This window comes from Pedobacter heparinus (assembly GCF_032678725.1).
In the GTDB taxonomy this organism is placed as follows: domain Bacteria; phylum Bacteroidota; class Bacteroidia; order Sphingobacteriales; family Sphingobacteriaceae; genus Pedobacter; species Pedobacter heparinus_A.
In genome coordinates, this window is sequence record NZ_JAVTSC010000003.1 from 292,762 (window position 1) to 311,711 (window position 18,950).

13 protein-coding genes and 1 tRNA gene are annotated in these 18,950 nt (G+C 41.2%); 8 read left to right on the forward strand and 6 right to left on the reverse strand.

Features of this window, described 5'->3' with window-relative positions; genetic code table 11:
• Positions 1 to 11 precede the first annotated feature (11 nt).
• The gene (locus R2Q85_RS06660; protein WP_316810972.1) at positions 12 to 2,342 is read left to right on the forward strand and encodes a patatin-like phospholipase family protein; all 2,331 of its coding nucleotides are present in this window, start codon (positions 12 to 14) and stop codon (positions 2,340 to 2,342) included.
• Positions 2,339 to 2,869 (forward strand): hypothetical protein, encoded by a 531-nt coding sequence (locus R2Q85_RS06665; protein WP_316810973.1) that lies wholly within the window; start codon positions 2,339 to 2,341, stop codon positions 2,867 to 2,869. Before R2Q85_RS06660 ends, R2Q85_RS06665 begins: the two co-directional genes overlap by 4 nt.
• Here R2Q85_RS06665 and R2Q85_RS06670 read toward each other — a convergent pair.
• Positions 2,866 to 5,256: a BamA/TamA family outer membrane protein gene (locus tag R2Q85_RS06670; protein ID WP_316810974.1), complete on the reverse strand. Its 2,391-nt coding sequence runs from the start codon at positions 5,254 to 5,256 to the stop codon at positions 2,866 to 2,868. The genes R2Q85_RS06665 and R2Q85_RS06670 overlap by 4 nt on opposite strands.
• On the opposite strand from R2Q85_RS06670, the gene R2Q85_RS06675 reads away from it, so the two are divergent.
• From R2Q85_RS06675 to R2Q85_RS06685, 3 genes are all read left to right on the forward strand, one after another.
• Complete coding sequence (locus R2Q85_RS06675; protein ID WP_316810975.1) at positions 5,247 to 5,996, forward strand: RNA methyltransferase; 750 nt, start codon at positions 5,247 to 5,249, stop codon at positions 5,994 to 5,996. The genes R2Q85_RS06670 and R2Q85_RS06675 overlap by 10 nt on opposite strands.
• A gap of 48 nt (positions 5,997 to 6,044) precedes the next feature.
• Positions 6,045 to 6,118: transfer RNA gene (locus R2Q85_RS06680), tRNA-Cys, on the forward strand.
• A gap of 28 nt (positions 6,119 to 6,146) precedes the next feature.
• Positions 6,147 to 6,323 (forward strand): spore protein, encoded by a 177-nt coding sequence (locus R2Q85_RS06685; protein ID WP_316810976.1) that lies wholly within the window; start codon positions 6,147 to 6,149, stop codon positions 6,321 to 6,323.
• 54 nt (positions 6,324 to 6,377) lie between these two features.
• Here the strand turns inward: R2Q85_RS06685 and R2Q85_RS06690 are convergent, their stop codons facing one another.
• The gene (locus tag R2Q85_RS06690) at positions 6,378 to 7,409 is read right to left on the reverse strand and encodes a quinone-dependent dihydroorotate dehydrogenase (RefSeq protein ID WP_316811122.1); all 1,032 of its coding nucleotides are present in this window, start codon (positions 7,407 to 7,409) and stop codon (positions 6,378 to 6,380) included.
• A 68-nt stretch (positions 7,410 to 7,477) separates the two neighbouring features.
• On the opposite strand from R2Q85_RS06690, the gene R2Q85_RS06695 reads away from it, so the two are divergent.
• Both R2Q85_RS06695 and R2Q85_RS06700 read left to right on the forward strand, forming a co-directional pair.
• On the forward strand, positions 7,478 to 9,394 hold the full coding sequence (locus R2Q85_RS06695; RefSeq protein ID WP_316810977.1) for an ABC-F family ATP-binding cassette domain-containing protein: 1,917 nt from the start codon (positions 7,478 to 7,480) through the stop codon (positions 9,392 to 9,394).
• Positions 9,391 to 10,659, forward strand: coding sequence for a DUF5103 domain-containing protein (locus R2Q85_RS06700; RefSeq protein ID WP_316810978.1), 1,269 nt, complete (start codon positions 9,391 to 9,393; stop codon positions 10,657 to 10,659). The genes R2Q85_RS06695 and R2Q85_RS06700 overlap by 4 nt, the downstream gene beginning before the upstream one ends.
• Here R2Q85_RS06700 and R2Q85_RS06705 read toward each other — a convergent pair.
• Positions 10,648 to 12,132, reverse strand: coding sequence for an alpha-amylase (locus R2Q85_RS06705; protein ID WP_316810979.1), 1,485 nt, complete (start codon positions 12,130 to 12,132; stop codon positions 10,648 to 10,650). The genes R2Q85_RS06700 and R2Q85_RS06705 overlap by 12 nt on opposite strands.
• Before the next feature lie 120 nt (positions 12,133 to 12,252).
• Between R2Q85_RS06705 and R2Q85_RS06710 the strand changes: the two genes are divergently transcribed.
• A complete protein-coding gene (locus R2Q85_RS06710) occupies positions 12,253 to 12,777 on the forward strand; it encodes an acyl-CoA thioesterase (RefSeq protein ID WP_316810980.1) in 525 nt (174 codons plus the stop codon).
• Positions 12,778 to 12,802: 25 nt separating this feature from the next.
• Here the strand turns inward: R2Q85_RS06710 and R2Q85_RS06715 are convergent, their stop codons facing one another.
• From R2Q85_RS06715 to R2Q85_RS06725, 3 genes are all read right to left on the reverse strand, one after another.
• Positions 12,803 to 13,222 (reverse strand): EVE domain-containing protein, encoded by a 420-nt coding sequence (locus R2Q85_RS06715; RefSeq protein WP_316810981.1) that lies wholly within the window; start codon positions 13,220 to 13,222, stop codon positions 12,803 to 12,805.
• Between the two features lie 272 nt (positions 13,223 to 13,494).
• Positions 13,495 to 15,552 (reverse strand): RagB/SusD family nutrient uptake outer membrane protein, encoded by a 2,058-nt coding sequence (locus tag R2Q85_RS06720; RefSeq protein WP_316810982.1) that lies wholly within the window; start codon positions 15,550 to 15,552, stop codon positions 13,495 to 13,497.
• Between the two features lie 32 nt (positions 15,553 to 15,584).
• On the reverse strand, positions 15,585 to 18,905 hold the full coding sequence (locus tag R2Q85_RS06725) for a TonB-dependent receptor (protein ID WP_316810983.1): 3,321 nt from the start codon (positions 18,903 to 18,905) through the stop codon (positions 15,585 to 15,587).
• Positions 18,906 to 18,950 lie beyond the last annotated feature (45 nt).

The following is an 18,950-nucleotide window of genomic DNA, read 5'->3' on the forward strand; positions in this document are numbered from 1 at the left end:
TTTAGGGTGCGATGTTTTTAAAGAAGTTACTGGTATTTATCCTTGCTGTTTTGACATTTCCCGTATATGCTCAAAAAGTAGGTTTGGTATTGAGTGGTGGTGGCGCCAAAGGCATCGCACACATTGGTACTTTAAAAGCCCTGGAAGAAAATAACATTCCTGTAGACTACATTACCGGAACTTCTATGGGTGGCATTGTTGGCGCCATGTATGCTGCAGGCTATTCTCCAGCTCAAATTGAAAAGGTCGCTTTAAGTTCGGAGTTTCAGGATTGGGTGAGCGGAAGGTTTAAAAGCGACTATACTTTTTTCTTCCAGAAGAAACCTTTAAATCCATCTATTGTTACGGCAAAACTATCTCTGGATACCAGCTTAAGAATGACTTTCCGTTCTAACCTGGTCAACGATATCCCTTTAAATTTTGCCCTGCTCGAACTTTTTTCTCAGGCATCGGCCATCTCTAAAGATAATTTTGACAACCTGTTTGTCCCCTTCCATTGTATGGTTTCCGATGTTTTATCGCAAACCAGCATTACCGTAAAAAAAGGCAACCTTGCAGAGGCCGTAAGGGCAACCATGACTGTTCCGCTGATCTACCGTCCAATAAAACTGGAAGGTAAATATGTTTTTGATGGTGGTTTATATAACAATTTCCCGGCAGATGTGATGAAAAAGGATTTCAACCCTGATGTCATGATCGGCGCCAATGTTTCCTCAAAAACTTATAATGAATATCCCAAAAACAGGGATGAAAGGCTGATGAACAGGCTCATGGTATTCATGTTCCTCTCCAAATCAGATTCTACATTAATTGGAGAAAGTGGAATCTATATACAACCGGACCTTAAGGATTACAGCGTAACCAATTTCAATCCAGTGGCGGCTTTAATCAAACAGGGGTACGATGCTACGATGGCCAATATGCCGGAAATCAAGAAGAAGGTCAAAAGACGGGTAAACATTAATGAACTGATGACAAGGCGCAATGATTTTAACAATAGAAAACCAGATCTTTTGTTCAGTAATGTTACGGTATCAGGTGTAAATGCTCAACAGAAAAAATATGTTGAACGGCTTTTCAAAAGAGATGACAAAGCTACCTTCAACATCAACGACATTAAACAAGGATATTATAAACTGGTGGCTGATGAGACTTTTGAAACCATATACCCCAGAATATCCTATAATCCCGTCTCAGATAGCTATAACCTGGAAATATTAGCGCAACCTAGAAAAAGTTTAAAAATTGACTTTGGGGGCAATATCTCTACCAGGCCGATCAGCAATGTATTTTTAGGTTTACAGTATAATTACCTGGCCAAAAAAGCATATACCTTCGGTGTTAACCTTTATTCTGGTCGTTTCTATGAGTCTTTACAGATGAGCGGACGTATTGACTATCCCTCTGGTCTTCCTCTATTCCTGGCAGCCGATGTAACCTACAACCACTTTGATTATTATAAAACAAGTTCCATTTTTATTGAGAATCCACACCCTACTTATATTGAACAATCAGATAGAAAAATAGACCTTAAAATTGGCATGCCCTTAAACAGAAACGCTAAAATCACCCTGAGCACAGCCTTTATCAACAACAACGACCGCTATAGTCCTAACAACACCTTTTCCATTGGAGATGTATTGGAAAAGACTGTATTAAATGGTTCAATGTCTACACTAGCTTTTGAACAATATACCTTTAACCGTAAACAATATGCCAGCAGGGGGCGAAATTTCCTGCTTAGTTTTAACTATTTTGCAGGAAGGGAAAGTTATACACCAGGAAATATCAATGGTACTGCTGACCCGGTTGCATTGTTAACGCCTAAAGTTGGCGTTAGCAAGCAGTTCAGGCAATGGATAAAGATTAAGATGGCTGAAGAGAACTATTTCCTGCATCTGAACAAATATACCCTGGGTTACCAGGCAGAAGCAGTATATAGTAACCAACCCTTGTTTTCTAATTACTATTCAACCCTATTGGCAGCTCCTGCGTTTTATCCCCTACAGGATAGCAGATCTGTATTTCTGGAAAACTTCAGGGCAACCACTTACCTTGCCGGAGGTCTTAAAAATGTATACAGTTTAAAGAGAAACCTCGACCTTCGGGTAGAAGGTTATGTATTTTTACCTTACCGGGAATTTGAAAAAGTCGGATTCCAGGGTGTTGCCCATAAAACTGCCTTTACCAAATGGCATTATGCCGGAACTGCAGGTCTGGTTTACCATACCCCACTGGGTCCGGTTAGCCTGAGTTATAATTTATATGATGACCCGATAAAAAGAAACGGCGTTTTGTTACATTTGGGGTACTTAATTTACAATAAACGATCTACAGAATGAGAAGAATCTATTTGTTGCTCCTGTTTTTGATATTCAGCGGTTCTATTTTTGCACAGAAGGCAGCTATCAATAATTTTATAGTTAAAGAAAGCCTGCTTAAAAACAGCAAACTTGCCATTATAGCTGCCGATTCTTTAGACAATCCCATAGAGCAGATCAATGGAAAGTATACTTTTACGATAAGTGGTTTTACACAGCCCGTTAATTTTAATGATGGTGTAGCAATCTTGCCTTTGCAACTGGAACGCTCTGCATTTGTCTACGTCAAACATCAGAACGACAGCGGCACGCATAGCAAACTGCTTTATGTTTATAAAAAGGATGGTTCGCTAAACCCTTATACCATCAACAGCATGTGGCTGGTTATTTTTCCTGCCCTGATTGTGTTCCTGGCCTTTGCTTTCCGAAAATTCATTATCGTCGCAGTGGTCATTTTAGTGATCTTTATCTATTTCAACCATAGTAACGGCTTAGACCTGTCTACTTTTTTTGAAACGATTTTTGACGGCTTGAGAGGAATGTTTTAGAAAGGCATTCCTATCCCAAAATTATATTGCACAAAACGGTAGCGATCAGGGGTATTGGCTGCATCATAGGCGCTTCTGAAAGCTTTACCCCCACCTAAAAACTTACTGATCACCCATTGGTCGGCAACATCAAACTGAGGGTCTTTCAATTTAAGGCCTACATCAAACCTGAAAACAAAGTATTGTACATCGTACCTGAAACCAGTTCCAGTACCAATGGCTATCTGGTTGCCCAGAGATTTAAAATTAAACTTGGTTTCAGCAGTTCCGTTTGAAACGTTCCAAATGTTACCGGCATCCAAAAATATCGCGCCTTTAAGCTTGGCACCAAAAAATTTGTTCAGTAGTTTATAACGGTATTCAAAGTTTGCCTCAATATGTAGCTCACCATTCTGATCAAAGCCATAAAGGATTCTCCGTTGTGCCTCAGTGGTTAAGAATGCGCCCCTATTGTAACTGCCGGGCCCCAAAGTTCTGGCCTGCCAAGCTCTTATGCCACTTGATCCACCAGCGTAGAAAAGCTTTTCAAACGGAACACCATCCATTGAGTTGCCATAAGCATAAGCAATGCCTGCGTTAACGCGGGCAACAAATTGTTTTTCCCCTCCCAGGCCTTTATACCAGCGTATATCAACTTCAGGGCGTACATACTGATTAAATGGTACGCCGAATATTGTAGAAGCCCCTGTTGAATCTATTCTAGTCTTCAAGAGCTTTGTAATGCCTTGTAAGGCATTACCAGCTAAATCCATATCTCCTTTGAAATAAATAAAACTCTTATTACTAAGTAGCTTTTCAGCATTCAAAGAATAAGAGTATTTAATACCAAACGTTACATTCTTCCTTTCCAACAGAAGCAGATTAACTAAATTATTGCTAATTAAGGGGTAGTTTACATTTGTTGAATCAAGCTTGTCAAAAAGCAGGCCTCCGAACCGATATTCGAAATTCAAAGGCGTCACAGTATGAAACTTAGAAACTGTCTCCCTAAATTCATAGGCAACTGAAGTCAGGATCACCTTACGCTGAAAAAGATCCTTCTGTAAGCCATATACATAACTTGAAGAGAATATGGTATGTGGCATTCCACCTCTGTTTGGCTTAGATCTGGCAAAAGGAATCATTAAGCGAGGTACAGTCAGGGTGGCACTCACAGAAAAATCCCGTTGATAAATATCTTTAAATATTGAAGTGCCTGCTCCCAGCCTAGATTGTAATCCCCCTTTAACCTGAAATTCAAAACGCTCTGCCCCTCTGAACAGGTTATTATTGGTGTAGGTATTACTCAAAGTGAAGCCCACAGTACCCGCGTTAAAAGGAATCTCACCCTCGATACGGTTGCTCATGATCTTTTGCGGAATCAACTGAATGACAGGTTCCACTTTATTTGAACTGTCTTTGGCCTTGTTGTAGTCTATTTTAACATTCTTAAACACATTCAATTCATATAGGCGATCATAGGTTAAGTTTTCATTTCTGATGTCGTACTGCTCACCTTCATGCAGAAAATTATAGCGGTTAATGGGGTTTCGTCTAAACTTTTTAGACAAATCTGTATACCTAACCCCTTTAAACACCCTTTTGTTCATTGGAATGGAATCCGGGAAGCCCTCGGCATCCGGGGCTATGATCATATTGATCTCACCTATGTTATATTGCAGGTGCTTTGGTTTATCTACGGGATTGTCAATGATCAGCGTAACGTTAGCCTTGCTGCTGTTCAGGTTTGAATCCACAGTAAACTTTACGTAAGGTCTCAAAAAATCAAAGTAACCGTGTTCTTTCATTATCTGGTAAATCTGATCCCTTTCATAAGCCAGTGAATCGTCATCATAACGCAAACCTTCTTTCAGATGACTGAATAAACTTTTACTGGACAAATAAAGGTCTTTGATCTGTTGATCAGGAATTTCATAAACCACCTTGTTCACAGAAAATGATGGGCCGGTGTTTGCTTTGAAAAACACCCCGGCACGCTGACCTTTTACTTCGATATCTGATTTGACCTTCGCATTGAAGTAACCCTTGCTCATCAGGTATTTTTCTATCTGGTTACGTGAAATTTCTACCAGCGTACTGTCCAGAATTGGCGGAGGTGTACCTAAAGGTTTTATATTTGTAGTTTTATATTTACCGTCCTTGGTATTGAACATATTATAGATCAACACATTGATACCCAATTTAGAAGTCGGCCTGATGTCTTTTTGTATATAATTTAAAGCCTCCTCTTCAAATTCCTTCGGAATGCTGTCAATCTCTACTTTTTTTACAATAGACTGGTAATCGGCAATGTACTTAGTTGATGAACATCCTGTAACAAAAACAATAATAAATAGTAATATTGCATGAAACTGGACATTCTTCTTATAATCGTGGTATGCTTTCAAAATCTCAGATAAGTTTTATAAAATCGTTACATCAAAAAAAGTACCGTAAAGAGAACGGGATATTTATTATTGAAGGTATAAAATCTATTGTAGAATTTATCCAGTCAAACTACCAGGTACACAGCATTTTTTACCTGGCCCAATACCACTCTTTACTACCGACTTTACCGGCAAATATAAAGTTATTTGAAGTAAACAACGCTGAACTGGACAAGATTAGTACGTTGCAGGCCCCACAGGGAATACTTGCCCTGGTAAACATCCCTGCACAGCCCGTACTAGATGTTAAAATTCTTAAAAATGTCTTTTCTTTAGTACTCGACGGCGTACAGGATCCGGGAAATATGGGTACCATTATCCGTACTGCCGATTGGTTTGGCTTTAAAAACATCATTTGCGCTAACAACTGTGTAGAAATCTATAATCCAAAAACGGTTCAGGCAACTATGGGTTCTTTAAGCAGGACCAATATCTTTTATGAACATCTCCCTTCCTTGCTCAACCACATTAACCTGCCCATATTTGGTGCTGTTTTAGATGGAAAGAGTATGTACAAGACAGACTGGGGGAAAGAAGGATTGGTCATTTTAGGTAACGAGGGACAGGGGATTACACCCGAAGTATTAGAATTCATTACCCATCCGGTAACCATTCCACGCGTTGGAGCTGCTGAGTCTTTGAACGTTGCCATATCTGCCGCAATTTTATGTGCAGATATTAGCAGAAATTTTCATAAATAAATTGCATCCTAAGATATAATTGCTATTTTTGCAGCCTGAATTTCAACAGGTCGAGTGGCCGAGTGGCTAGGCAGAGGTCTGCAAAACCTCGTACAGCGGTTCGAATCCGCTCTCGACCTCCAGATTTATTAATAAATAAAAAAGATTGACATGGCAGTTACCAGATTAAAAAGAAAAGACAGAAGAAATAAAACTTTCGCGAAGTTAGATGTGAAATTTTTAAAATTAGCTACTAACATCGAGTTGGGCAGCAGATCTAAACAATCTTCAAAAGATCAATTGGCTAAAAACAACGCTGTTATTGCTCAATTAGCTGCGAAAGCATAAGTTTTCTTTTCAAACAAAATTGAAAAGCCTTTCTGCAAAACAGAAAGGCTTTTTTTACTTTACCAGCTCCTTACAGATTCTTTTTACAATACCTGGGCCCTCATAAATAAAACCTGTATACAATTGCACCAATGATGCACCTGCAGCCAGCTTATCTTTGGCGTCCTGCGGAGAATGGATCCCACCTACGCCGATAATAGGGAAAGCTTTATTTGATTTATCCGACAGGTATTTAATCACCTCAGTAGAACGTATGGTTAAAGGCTTACCACTTAAACCTCCTGCTTCACTTGTCACGCTTTCAGCAGTATATAAACCATTCCTGTCTATGGTGGTATTTGTGGCAATAACCCCTGCAATCCCTGTCTGCATTACAATCTCCACAATATCATCCAGCTGTTCATTAGTAAGGTCAGGTGCAATTTTCAATAAGATTGGCCTCGAAATGTCATTCTTCTTATTCCGCTGCTGCAGGGTATTCAGCAGGTTCATTAATGGCGCTTTTTCCTGCAGTTCCCTTAGCCCGGGTGTATTCGGAGAACTTACATTTACCACAAAATAATCAACCACATCAAACAGGCGGTCAAAACATTTGATATAATCGTTCACCGCATCCTCATTGGGTGTATTTTTATTTTTTCCAATATTCCCCCCAACAACAATATCCTTATGCTTGCTTCTCAAAAGTCTCAAGCGCTCAGCCAATGTATCCACGCCCTTATTGTTGAAACCCATCCTGTTGATCAGGGCACCATCGTCTTCCAGCCTGAACATTCTTGGCTTATCATTACCAGGTTGCGGCAACGGCGTTACCGTACCCACCTCAATAAAGCCAAAGCCCAGATCACTCAAGGCCTCTATATACTCCCCGTTTTTATCGAAGCCTGCGGCCAGTCCTACAGGATTTTTGAATTTGATACCAAAAACCTCGCGTTCCAGTCCTTTGATATTGATGTCAAAGCTGCTGCGCAAAATTGTCCTCCCAAGAGGAAAATGATCATGAAACCATTTTAATCTTTTCACAACAAAATAATGCACTTTTTCCGGGTCGAACTGGAAAAATATGGGTTTGATGAGCTGATACATGCTGCGAAGATAAGGAACGTTTTTAAATTGTCTCAATTTTACCCGTAAAGTTGTATTTTTGCAGCCAAATGATTTCAATAAACGACTTAACATTCCTGCTGGGCTCTAGGGCATTATACGATGAGGCAGACTGGCACATAAAACCGGGAGAGAGAATTGGGCTAATTGGCGCCAATGGAACAGGAAAATCTACACTATTAAAAATAATTGTTGGAGAATATGCGCCTTCTTCAGGCTCGATTTCCATGTCGAAAGACCTGAAGATCGGCTACCTGAACCAGGATTTACTTTCTTACGATTCTCATCATAGCATTTTACACGTGGCTATGGAGGCTTTTGAGCGCCAGAACCAGTTGCATGATGAAATTGAAGTGCTGTTAAAGAAGATCGAGACAGATTATTCTGAAGAGGTGCTCAACAAACTGAGCGATAAGCAACAGGAATTTGAAGCCTTAGATGGCTATAGTATTGAATATAGAGCCAATGAAATTCTGGCGGGTCTGGGTTTTAGCACCCAGGACCAACATAGACCGTTAAATACTTTTTCGGGTGGATGGCGGATGCGGGTGATGCTGGCAAAGATACTATTGCAAACACCAGACATCCTTTTACTCGATGAGCCTACCAACCACATGGATCTACCTTCCATTAAATGGCTGGAAACCTATCTGCTTGGATTTGAAGGTGCCATCGTGATCGTTTCACACGACAGGTACTTTTTAGATAAGGTAGTTAACAAAATTGTAGAATCACGCAAAGGCAAACTGACCCCTTATGCTGGTAATTATACGTTCTATTTAGAAGAAAAATCCTTAAGGGGTGAGATCCAGAAAGGAGAATTTAAGAACCAGCAGGCCAAGATCAAACAGGAAGAACGTTTGATAGAGCGTTTCCGCGCTAAAGCATCGAAAGCAAAAATGGCACAGTCTCGCATGAAAGCGCTGGACAAACTGGAGCGTGTAGAAGATGTTGACGATGATAACCCTACTGTTAATTTTCAGTTTAAATTCTCTAAACCTTCGGGTCGCCATGTGATACGCGTTGAAAATGCAAACAAAAGCTATCCCAATGTAGAAATTCTGGAAAATGCCGAAGGCCTTATTGAAAAAGGTGATAAAATCGCTTTGATTGGTGCCAACGGTAAAGGAAAATCGACCTTATTACGAATTATTGCCGGTGCAGAGAAGTTTGAGGGGAAATGTGAAACCGGACATAACGTAACTACAACTTTCTTTGCGCAGCACCAGCTGGAATCCCTGCATCTTGAAAATACCATTCTGGAAGAACTGCAGGCCTTTGCGCCTAAACATACTGATACAGAACTTCGGGGCATTTTAGGTTGCTTCCTTTTTTCGGGTGATGATGTTTTCAAAAAGATCAAGGTGCTTTCAGGAGGAGAAAAATCCAGGGTTGCCCTTGCTAAGTCTCTAACCACAGACTCCAACTTTCTTATTCTTGATGAGCCTACCAATCACCTGGACATACAATCGGTAAACATCCTGATCCAGGCTTTACAACAGTACGAAGGCACATTCATCGCGGTATCCCACGACAGGTATTTCCTGGATAATGTAGCCAACAAAATCTGGTTCATAGAAGACAAGGACATCAAAGAATATCCGGGTACTTACGCTGAGTATGAAGAATGGAATGCCAAAAGACCACAACCTGTTGCCACCCCTATCCCGTTAAAACAGGAAAAAGAGGTAAAACCTAAGGCAGAAGATAAACCAGCATCCTCAAATGCCCAGCAACAGCTTAAAAAGCTGAATGATCAATTGCAAAAAACAGAGCAGGAAATTGCAGCTTTTGAGCAGAGTGTAAAAACCATTGAAGCTAAAATTGCGGATGAAGAGGTTTATTCGAATTCCCATAAATTAGCGGAAGCCAATGCGGCATACACAACAGCTAAGTTCTTATTGGACACTGCACAAACCACCTGGGAAGAACTGGCTTCACAGATTATGGAACTGGAAACCAAATGATAAAACAGATAGGGTTGTTCTTTTTGCTTTTGTTAAGCATACAAATTACCGTTGCACAAAACCAGGGATTTGTACACGACAATAAAATATACCTGCCCAACATCAAAACGGTACAGTGTTACAATGCTAAAAAAGAACAATCCATCCCTGTTATTACTTTAAAAACAAACGAACAGCTGGTCTTTTCTTTTGATGACCTGAACGGTGGCAGCAAAATTTACTGGTATACAGTAGAACATTGTACGTCCGACTGGAAATCTTCCCGTTTATCTCCTATAGATTACCTGGACGGTTTATCAGACGACAGGATCAATGATTACAAGTATTCCTTCAATACCCTTCAAAAATTCACCCATTACACTGTTAATCTGCCCAACAGCCAGATCAGGCCTAAAATATCTGGTAATTACCTGCTCAAGGTTTACGAAGACGGCAACCAGCAAAAGCCTGTGGTATCGCAAAGGTTCTATGTGGTAGAAAACCTGGTGGATATCGGTATAGAAATTACCCCCTCCTCACAGGTTCCCCTCCGTTTCAGTAACCAGAAGGTCAACTTTACCATTTTCCACAAAACACCTATACAAAACCCTTACCTTGATCTAAAGGCTGTGGTGATGCAAAATGCAATCCCTCAAACGGCTATTGTAAATACTAAACCTACTTTTATCAGACCCGGATCGCTGGTATACAATGAATTGCTGGCCAATGATTTTCCGGCTGGAAATGAGTTCCGGAAATTCGACATCCGTAGCCTGCGCTATAAGGCCGAAAACGTGCAGGAAATTATCAGGGACAGCATCAATGAAGTCATCCTTTTTCAGGATGTAAATGGCAATAAACCCAGATATACTAACCTTGTGGATGAAAATGGCAGTTTCTTTATACGTAACCAGGAAGGCAGGGACAACAATACGGATGGTGATTATGCACATGTACATTTTACATTGAATGCGGTACCACCGAGTGCAAATGGTGAAGCTTATGTGCTTGGCCGCTTTAACAATTATACGCTGGATGAAAATAGTAAAATGACTTTCGATCCCACTAAAAGGCGTTTTTACAGGGAAGTTTTACTCAAACAGGGATTGTATGATTATAAATATGTCTGGTTAAACAAAGAAAGCGGCAAAACCGATCAGGCTGTCTTTGAGGGTTCCTATTTTGAAACAGCCAATACCTATCAGGTATTTGCGTACTACAGAAAGCCTGGTGCAAGATGGGAAGAGCTGATTGGCTACAGCAGTGTGAATACCTTAAGAAGATAACACCCAGACAGAAACACTGCCGGCATTGCAATAAAATTCTCCGGAGCCGTTTTCATCAATCAACACTTCCTCCTCCCTGTTTCCAAGCGCATCAACCATTACTTTGCCGGCGTGTACTTTACCAATTTCCATCAGCTTCAGGCCATTATCACCATTACTCATCAACACTGCTATTCCCGAATTGTCTTTTTCCGCTATACCTTCCCTGGTCCAGCCGATACAGTTTGGAAAATCCATATAATCGCGCTGCATACCATACGCAAGTTCTTTACGGATGCGGAGCATATCCGGCAATTCGGTCAATGCAATCAGTTCTACTCCTGTCTCATTACCTTCGTCCGTTTTGTCGGCATACTTTGCACCATACAGATCGGGATAAAACACACAGGGTATCCCTTGTTCCCTTAACAATATTAAAGCATAAGCCAGGGGCCTGAACCAGAAATCGACATAAGATTCCAATGCCTGCAGGGGTTGTGAATCGTGATTATCTACAAAGGTTACGGTAAGCAGCGGATAGGACTGAACCAGTGTATTGTCGAAGACTTTCGTCAGATCATAATTTTCTGTTGTAGAAGCCAGGTATAAGTTGTGGTGCAACATGGCATCGAACAGCTGCATTCTTCCCTCTGTAACCTCCAGGTATTGTTGTAAAGGCTCCAGTCCCTCAAGAGTCCAGTTTTCAGCTACAATGAAAAAGTCCTTTCCGGTAGCAGCCTTCATGTGGTCCAGCCATTCTACTAAAAAATCCGTAGAGATGTGCTTTACCGCATCAAGTCTGAAGCCATTCATGCCGCAGTTTTTAACATACCATTCTCCCCAATACTTTAATTCAGTTCTTACTGCCGGATTTCTGAATTCCAGATCATTATACATCAGGTAATCATAGTTACCAAGTTCGGTTGACGGCACCTCTTCCCAACCCTCCCCATATTCATTTTGAATGGAATAGATACCGGTTTCCTGCAGGTCTTCTGCCCAATCAATCCCGCTAAAGCAATCCTTATCCCAAATAAATGCGGAATATTTTTCTGCCCGTCCTTTAAAAGTGAATTTAGTCCAGGCTGTTATTTCAAAAACATCAGAAGTAAATTCCAGTCTGTTATCGGGGTCTACTGTTCTCACCAGTACTTTTTCCAGCTCATCCCCGCCAGCTTTATGATTGAACACTACATCAGCGATAACAGCAATCCCCTGCTGCTGAAATCCCTTAATTGCCTCCTGATATTCAGCTTTAGTGCCATACTTCGTGGCAGTCGTATTTTTCTGTTCAAACTCACCCAGGTCAAAAAGATCGTAAGGATCATACCCTACCGACTGTCCTCCGGAATTTGCTTTATATGCTGGCGGTAACCAGACCCCTGTAATCCCCGCAGCCGCCAATAGCTTTGCATCTTTTCTGGCTTTAATCCACAGCCTATCCTCTTCATTATAATACCAGTGAAAGTATTGCAGCAGTGTTTGGTTATTCATATATTTAATATACATCAGCAGACAAGAATTGTTTGTCCGTAAGGCAAATTACTAAATCTTTACCCCGCATTTTTTACAATTTGGGCTGTCTGTTCAATTTTGTTTACTTTTGCAGCGCATATGAGTATAAAAATTAAAAGCCCAAAAGACTCTTTTACCATAATGAATGAGTTGGTATTACCTAATGACACCAATACCTTGAACAATTTAATGGGAGGCCGTTTACTGCATTGGATGGACATTGCAGCGGCAATTTCTGCTCAAAAACACTGCAACCGGATTGTCGTTACGGCTTCTGTTGACAATGTATCCTTTAAGCAACCTATTAAGCTAGGCGATGTCATTACCATTGAGGCCAAAGTAACACGTGCTTTTAATACTTCCGTAGAAGTAAGACTGGACGTATGGGCGGAGAATATCCCTTCCGGCAGCAGGGTTAAATCTAATGAGGCCTATTATACTTTTGTAGCGGTAGATCAAAGCGGCAGGACCATCCCTGTTCCGGAACTGAAACCCGAAACTGAAGAAGAAAAAGAATTGTTTGCCGGGGCTTTGAGAAGAAGACAGTTGCGCCTGATACTCGGGGGCAAAATGAAACCTAATGATGCAAAGGAGCTAAAGGCGTTGTTTTTTCCTGAAGAATAAAGTCAAAATAAAGGTATATTTTGTGTTATTCCCTTGCCGACATTTCCAATATCTTATCAAATTCTTCGGCCTTGAGCGGCATTACAGACAAACGGCCTTGTCTGACCAGGGAAATGTCCTTTAAACTTTCTTCAGCTTTGATCTGTTCCAGGCTTACCGGATTTTCAAGGGCTTCGACTGGTGCCAGATCTACTACAACCCAGTTGGCATCCTCAGTTGTAGGGTCCTGATAAAACTCTCTGACCACTTTAGCCACACCGACAACATTTTTGCCTTCATTGCTGTGGTAAAAAAGAACCAGGTCGCCTTCTTTCATTTCTTTCAGGTTGTTTCGTGCCTGATAATTGCGTACACCATCCCAGAAGGTTCTGCCATCTTTATTAAATTTTTCCCAGCTATATTTAAAAGGTTCACTTTTGACTAACCAATGTTGTGTTTTACTCATCGTTTAAAAATATTTTCTGAATGTCCAAAAATAACAAACTATCACCAACCATTTGTATATTTTGTTCCATAAATCAGCCAGCTTCTCCCTTTGTTTGGAGATCATAGAGCCCTTGCTCCCAAAAAGCACCTTTTTCCCGAAGAATGGCAGAAGCAGCCCTTAATCAGGGCCGGCTAAAGGGACCAGCCTGATCACCCAGGTTACCAATAAAAAAGAGGTTGTACCATTGGGATGGCACAACCTCTTGTCATTTTAAAATGGCCGTATTTTAACTAGTAACCATTGGTTCCAAATTCGCTTCCATTATTGATGGTATTCAGGAAAGAGAAAGGAATAGGTCTGTTATAGTGTTTTGTTGGAATAAAGCTGGCTGCAGCCCTGGCATTATATTGGGCCAGGCGCGTTTCGAATGCTTTATGACGTTTTAAAAGTGCCCAACGGGTAAATTCACCACACAATTCGCGGGCGTATTCATCAAAAACATCATTTATCGTCGCATTGGTTAACATCATTCCCGTTCCAGCATTAAAATCGGCAGGGTTACGGCATGCACGTTTGCGCAGCTCATTTAAATATCCTGCAGCAACAGCTCCACTTCCACCAGATTTAATAGTTGCTTCAGCTGCAAGCAAATAAACTTCAGCCATACGCATCACCATAATATTACCTAGTTTTTGCTGAAAGTTACCACCCAGCCATCCACCATCAAAATTATGGTTAAACTTACTTAAAGCCGGGAAAAGGTTGGCCATATTTATCGGCGTTAAACCATTACCTGTAGGGTCTTTGTATTTAGCCCCACTCGGATCTGCCGGATCAAAAAGATCATTGATATTCACCACTGCATATTTGCGCAGTGCTTTTTCGGCTGGCGTTAGCGGATCTTTACTTAAAAAAGCGAAAAACCTGTCTTCATCCACATCCAGCGGATAAGGATGCACATTGGCATTTGCAACGGTTTGCAAAGAGGCAATAGCACCAGTAGTTACTCCTTTTGGCCATACTTTTGGTGGATATTGCCAGGTGGCATTCACAGAAGCATTTTTAGCATCTACATCTACAAAAGGGTAAATCTTTTGACCAACAAACGCAGGATTAATACCATATTTGGTACACATGGCAGCTGTTAGCGTAACTGTAGCATCAGCGTAGGTTACATTTGCAGGACTTGGTGGGCTTGGATTATTTGTTTTTGCCTGTACCCCCGAATAGTTTGCAAACGCTGTCTGAAATGAATTTTCCCAACGTTTATCATAGGTTGCATTAAAACAATTGATCAGGTATTTTGTAGGCGCAATAAACGATTGGTTCAAGCGTCCATAATAGGCATTTGTGGTATTAGAACCTACACCTCTTTTTAAAAGATCTGTACCTGCGCCAAATGCATTATCCAGTGATGGATAAAAGTGCAGGTACCAGTTGGGTTTGGAATTTGATGTTGCCACATCATACGATGGACTATAAGGGTTCAAGCCATACGCTGTAAATAAGGCTTCCGCATTATTTCTATTGTTGGCATAAGCAAATACCTGGGCAAAATCTGTATACAAAGTAGCACCATACGCCCCTTTATTTAAAATCAGATCTTCAGCAACTTCCTTTGCCCTAAGCCAGTAACTTTTTGTTCCCTCCATTAATCCTTCACCTCCTCCTTGTGCATATACACGGGCCAGCAGACCAAGCGCTCCTTTTTTGGTCACACGCTGAAGATTACCCTGATAAGGCACCACAGGAAGATCTTGTGCCGCAGCAGTTAAATCAGCCACAATCTGGGCATAAATTTCGGCAATAGTACTTCTGGTAGGATTTAAATTTTTAACCGGATCATCAGTTGTTGTGATCAGCGGAATATTACCAAACTGTACTACCAGTACAGAATAATAATAAGCCCGCATCGCCTTTGCTTCTGCGACTAAAGTTTTGATATCATTGGCGTTGCCATCTTTGATCAGCGGAGCAATCTCAATGGTTTTGTTGCAATCTTTGATGGAACCCCATGCAAAATCCCATGTATTGGCAACCAGGTTAAAATTGTTGGTAAACTCTTCATACCGCATCACCTGTCTGTTGCTCACCCCATTGGTTGGTGAAGTCCATAAATCGGTTCCGGTTTCGGATAAAAATCCATACGGCATGCCGATTAATGAGCCCCAAAGCCCGGTGTAAATGTTAGATTGAAACGATCTGAACCCGTTAAAATCTCTGAGCACATCCTCTTCCGCTAGCGCATTAGGATTATACTCATCTAACTTACATGATGGTACGGTCAATAGTAAAGCTAAACCTAAACTACATGCACTAAATGCTTTCTTTATAAATTGATTTTTCATCTCTCTAATATTTTTTTTCTATCACTTAACGATTAAAATGACACATTTAAACCGAACACCAGTTGTTTGGTCAATGGGTAATCCATCTCACCATTCATTTCCGGATCGTAATCTTTTAACAGGTGACTTTTGGTAATCACCAATGGGTTAGTAATGGTGCTGTAAAAACGTACACTACGCATGGCCACCTTTTTTGCAAGATTTTGTGGTAAAGTATAACCCAGTGTGATGTTCTTGATTTTAAAGAAGGAACCGTCTACATAATTCAATCCCGAAAATCCCAACATGCTGGTACCAGTCTGGATATTCATAACCGGAAAATCATTAGATGGGTTTTCTGGTGTCCAATAGTTAAAATTAGCAAGCATTGTTCTTGGCGGACTGGCAACCGTTGCCAGTGAACCAGGATTATACCAGCCCATCATCACATAATTGATGGTCTGTCCCCAGCGCACAAAAGAATAAATACCCAGATCAAAATTCTTGTATTTGAAACTGTTTTGGAAACCCAATGTAAAATCAGGCGAATTGTGTCCAATAGTCTGATAGTCATTGGTATTGTTATAGAGGTAAGTAGAACTTGCAGCAGTTAAGGCAGGATTAAATTTTTGCGCATCAGCCAGATTGGTATAATAGTAAAGGTCTGTACCCTCTCTCCTGAATACACCATCAGCCAGTTTAACAATACCAGGTGTGTTTACTTTGATGTCTCCAGGGCGCCTTCCAAATGCAGCAGCATCTATTTCCTCACCTATTTGCCAGATGCCATCGATCTTGAAATTTCTAAATGAGGCAATCGGTTCTCCGATGCTCAATACGTAATTTCCAGCTGTACGGTTCTCTCCTGCCGCTACATTATTGGTAATGTTATTGGCTGTCCCATCTGTTAGTTTTAAAATTTTCTCGTTATTGCGGGCAAAAGCAACAGAAGAGGTCCATTCAAAATTCTTGCTCACGATATTACGTGTATTCATGCTCACTTCGAAACCCTTGTTATTCGTTTTCGCTACATTGAGATAGGTTTGGTAAGGTGTACTGCCAGATCTGTACGCCCCGTTAAGGATTGGGGAATTGACGTTATAAATTACCCCATCTGTATTGGTATTGTAATAATCCAGGGCCATATCAATACGGTTGTTAAACAAACCCAGATCCAGACCAAGGTTTAAGGTTTTAGATTTCTCCCAGCTCAGGTCTGGATTGGTAATAAATTGCGAACTCCTGTAAATGGGAATCATCTCACCACCCAGTGCCATATTGGTTTGTTCAACAAAATTAGCAGAAGAATTAGGTGGAATAAAGGCGGTTCCTGCAGCACCCCAGGTAGCACGAACTTTCAGGTTACTAATGTATTTCTTCGTACCCTCCATAAACTTTTCATCAGAAACCCTCCAGCCTGCAGACACTGCCGGGAAAGTATCCCATTGGTTGGTTTTATACAATACAGAAGCCCCATCTCTACGTACTGAAGCCGAGAAAAGGTACTTGCCTTTATAAGCGTAAGTGAGACGGCCTAACAAACCAAGTGTCTTTTGCATCCTGTAAGCGGATATGGCTGTAGTATTCACATCGCCGCTAAACCTGTACCATTTAAAATTGTTATTGGCAATGTTGCTCTGGTTCATCTCCGTGTCTGTAGACTGTCTGTGAAGGTAAGAGGTAACACCGGTAAAGGTAAAATCATGATCAGTTCCAAGCAGGTAGTTATACGTCAGCACGTTTTCCCACTGGTATTCCTGATAACGGTTCTGGGTGATCCGTGCCCTGGCAGTATTCGCATTTACATAGGTATAATTTACAGAACCCACCCCGTCAAAACGATAAGTATTGTAATAATCCATACGCACACCGGCACGGCTTAATATAGTTAAGCCCTTAATTGGCCTGACTTCAATATAAGGATTAAAAAACACCTTTGTGTTGTTGTCTACGTTTCCATAAACGCCCGGCTGGTAATCAAGCAACAGATTGTATACGTTACTACCCAGGTCAGTATTCAGAGATCCATCCGCTTTGTAAGGCTGTACCAACGGATCAGTAACAATTGCATTTTCCAGTTTGTCCTGGGCTTTATCTCTATCTACATAAGAAGCCTGAAGGTTAGCCCCAATAGAAAGCCAGCTCCTGATCTTGTGGTCCAGACGCATGCTGGTAGAATACAACTTGTAATCGTCACCAATATACTGGCCTTTCTCATTGTTCATGTTCAATGAAACATAAGCTTTTGTAGCATCAGTACCACCAGAAGCAGCTAAACTATAGTTTTGCAAAACCGGCTTGTCCCTCATGAAAACGTCTGCCCAATTCACAAAATTGCCTTCATTGAACAACTTATATCTTTCCGGTCCAAAAACTTTTTCATCATCTGCCGGCGATTGCCATAGCGGTTGGGCAGCTGCAGGAAATCCATTTGCCGCAGCAACTGCAGTGGTCACCCATTTCCTGGTTGCACCATCGAAGTTATATCTATAGATTTCTCTTTTCGCAGTCAGATATTGGTCTTTACTTAAAGCATCAGGAACAACCGACCAGCCATTATAACCATAATAGGAGTTGAAATCGATGTTTAGCTTTCCTGCTTTACCGCTTTTTGTGGTGATGATAATTACCCCATTTGCTCCCTGAGCACCGTAAGTAGCCGTTGACGCTGCATCTTTTAACACATCGATCGATTCGATATCATAAGGGTTTAAAGTAGCATAATCACCTGGCAAGCCATTGATGATAAATAACGGTGAAGTGTTGGCACCAATAGACCTGTTCCCACGCAACTGCAAGGTCACACCTTCACCGGCTTGCCCGGATGTACGCGTAATGTCCAGACCGGCCACCCTTCCCTGTAAGGATTCCATGGGGTTCGGACCCGGCCTGGCAGTAATCTGATCAGGCTTTACCGAAACCACAGATCCCGTAAGGTCACGTTTTTTCACAGTACCATAACCGATCACCACCACATCGTCCAGTTCGGATACCTCATCCGCCATTACCACCTTCATGTTGTTCGATGCCACAACTTCCAGTGTTTTAAAGCCGATCATACTGAAGATCAGCACGCTGTTCTGGTTCTCCAGATTGATGTTGAATTCACCCTTACTGTTGGTTGACGCAGCTCCAGTTGCATTTTTAGCCTTGACGCTTACGCCAACAAGAGGGAGGCCTTTACTATCTACAACCGTCCCTTTAACGTTTATTGCTTGTTGCACAAAAAAAACAGTGCTGGTAGATGTAGCAACTGCAGTGTTCTCTGCTGCAAAAGAGGCAAGTGGTAAAATTGCCATCGCTACCAGTAACCTGGTACCTGATTGTGTTCTCCAATGGCATTTCCTGAGTAGTGTTTTTTTCATAGTTTTCATCAATAATTGGTTAAAAATTTGGTTTGTTAAACGCAAAATTCAATA

Excerpts from the sequence above, each read along its gene's own strand:
- R2Q85_RS06695 (WP_316810977.1), top strand. The coding sequence starts at position 7,478 with ATGATTTCAATAAACGACTTAACATTCCTGCTGGGCTCTAGGGCATTA.
- R2Q85_RS06675 (WP_316810975.1), top strand. The coding sequence starts at position 5,247 with ATGCTTTCAAAATCTCAGATAAGTTTTATAAAATCGTTACATCAAAAA.
- R2Q85_RS06705 (WP_316810979.1), bottom strand. The coding sequence starts at position 12,132 with ATGAATAACCAAACACTGCTGCAATACTTTCACTGGTATTATAATGAA.
- R2Q85_RS06710 (WP_316810980.1), top strand. The coding sequence starts at position 12,253 with ATGAGTATAAAAATTAAAAGCCCAAAAGACTCTTTTACCATAATGAAT.
- R2Q85_RS06665 (WP_316810973.1), top strand. The coding sequence starts at position 2,339 with ATGAGAAGAATCTATTTGTTGCTCCTGTTTTTGATATTCAGCGGTTCT.
- R2Q85_RS06700 (WP_316810978.1), top strand. The coding sequence starts at position 9,391 with ATGATAAAACAGATAGGGTTGTTCTTTTTGCTTTTGTTAAGCATACAA.
- R2Q85_RS06715 (WP_316810981.1), bottom strand. The coding sequence starts at position 13,222 with ATGAGTAAAACACAACATTGGTTAGTCAAAAGTGAACCTTTTAAATAT.
- R2Q85_RS06720 (WP_316810982.1), bottom strand. The coding sequence starts at position 15,552 with ATGAAAAATCAATTTATAAAGAAAGCATTTAGTGCATGTAGTTTAGGT.
- R2Q85_RS06660 (WP_316810972.1), top strand. The coding sequence starts at position 12 with ATGTTTTTAAAGAAGTTACTGGTATTTATCCTTGCTGTTTTGACATTT.
- R2Q85_RS06685 (WP_316810976.1), top strand. The coding sequence starts at position 6,147 with ATGGCAGTTACCAGATTAAAAAGAAAAGACAGAAGAAATAAAACTTTC.
- R2Q85_RS06690 (WP_316811122.1), bottom strand. The coding sequence starts at position 7,409 with ATGTATCAGCTCATCAAACCCATATTTTTCCAGTTCGACCCGGAAAAA.
- R2Q85_RS06725 (WP_316810983.1), bottom strand. The coding sequence starts at position 18,905 with ATGAAAACTATGAAAAAAACACTACTCAGGAAATGCCATTGGAGAACA.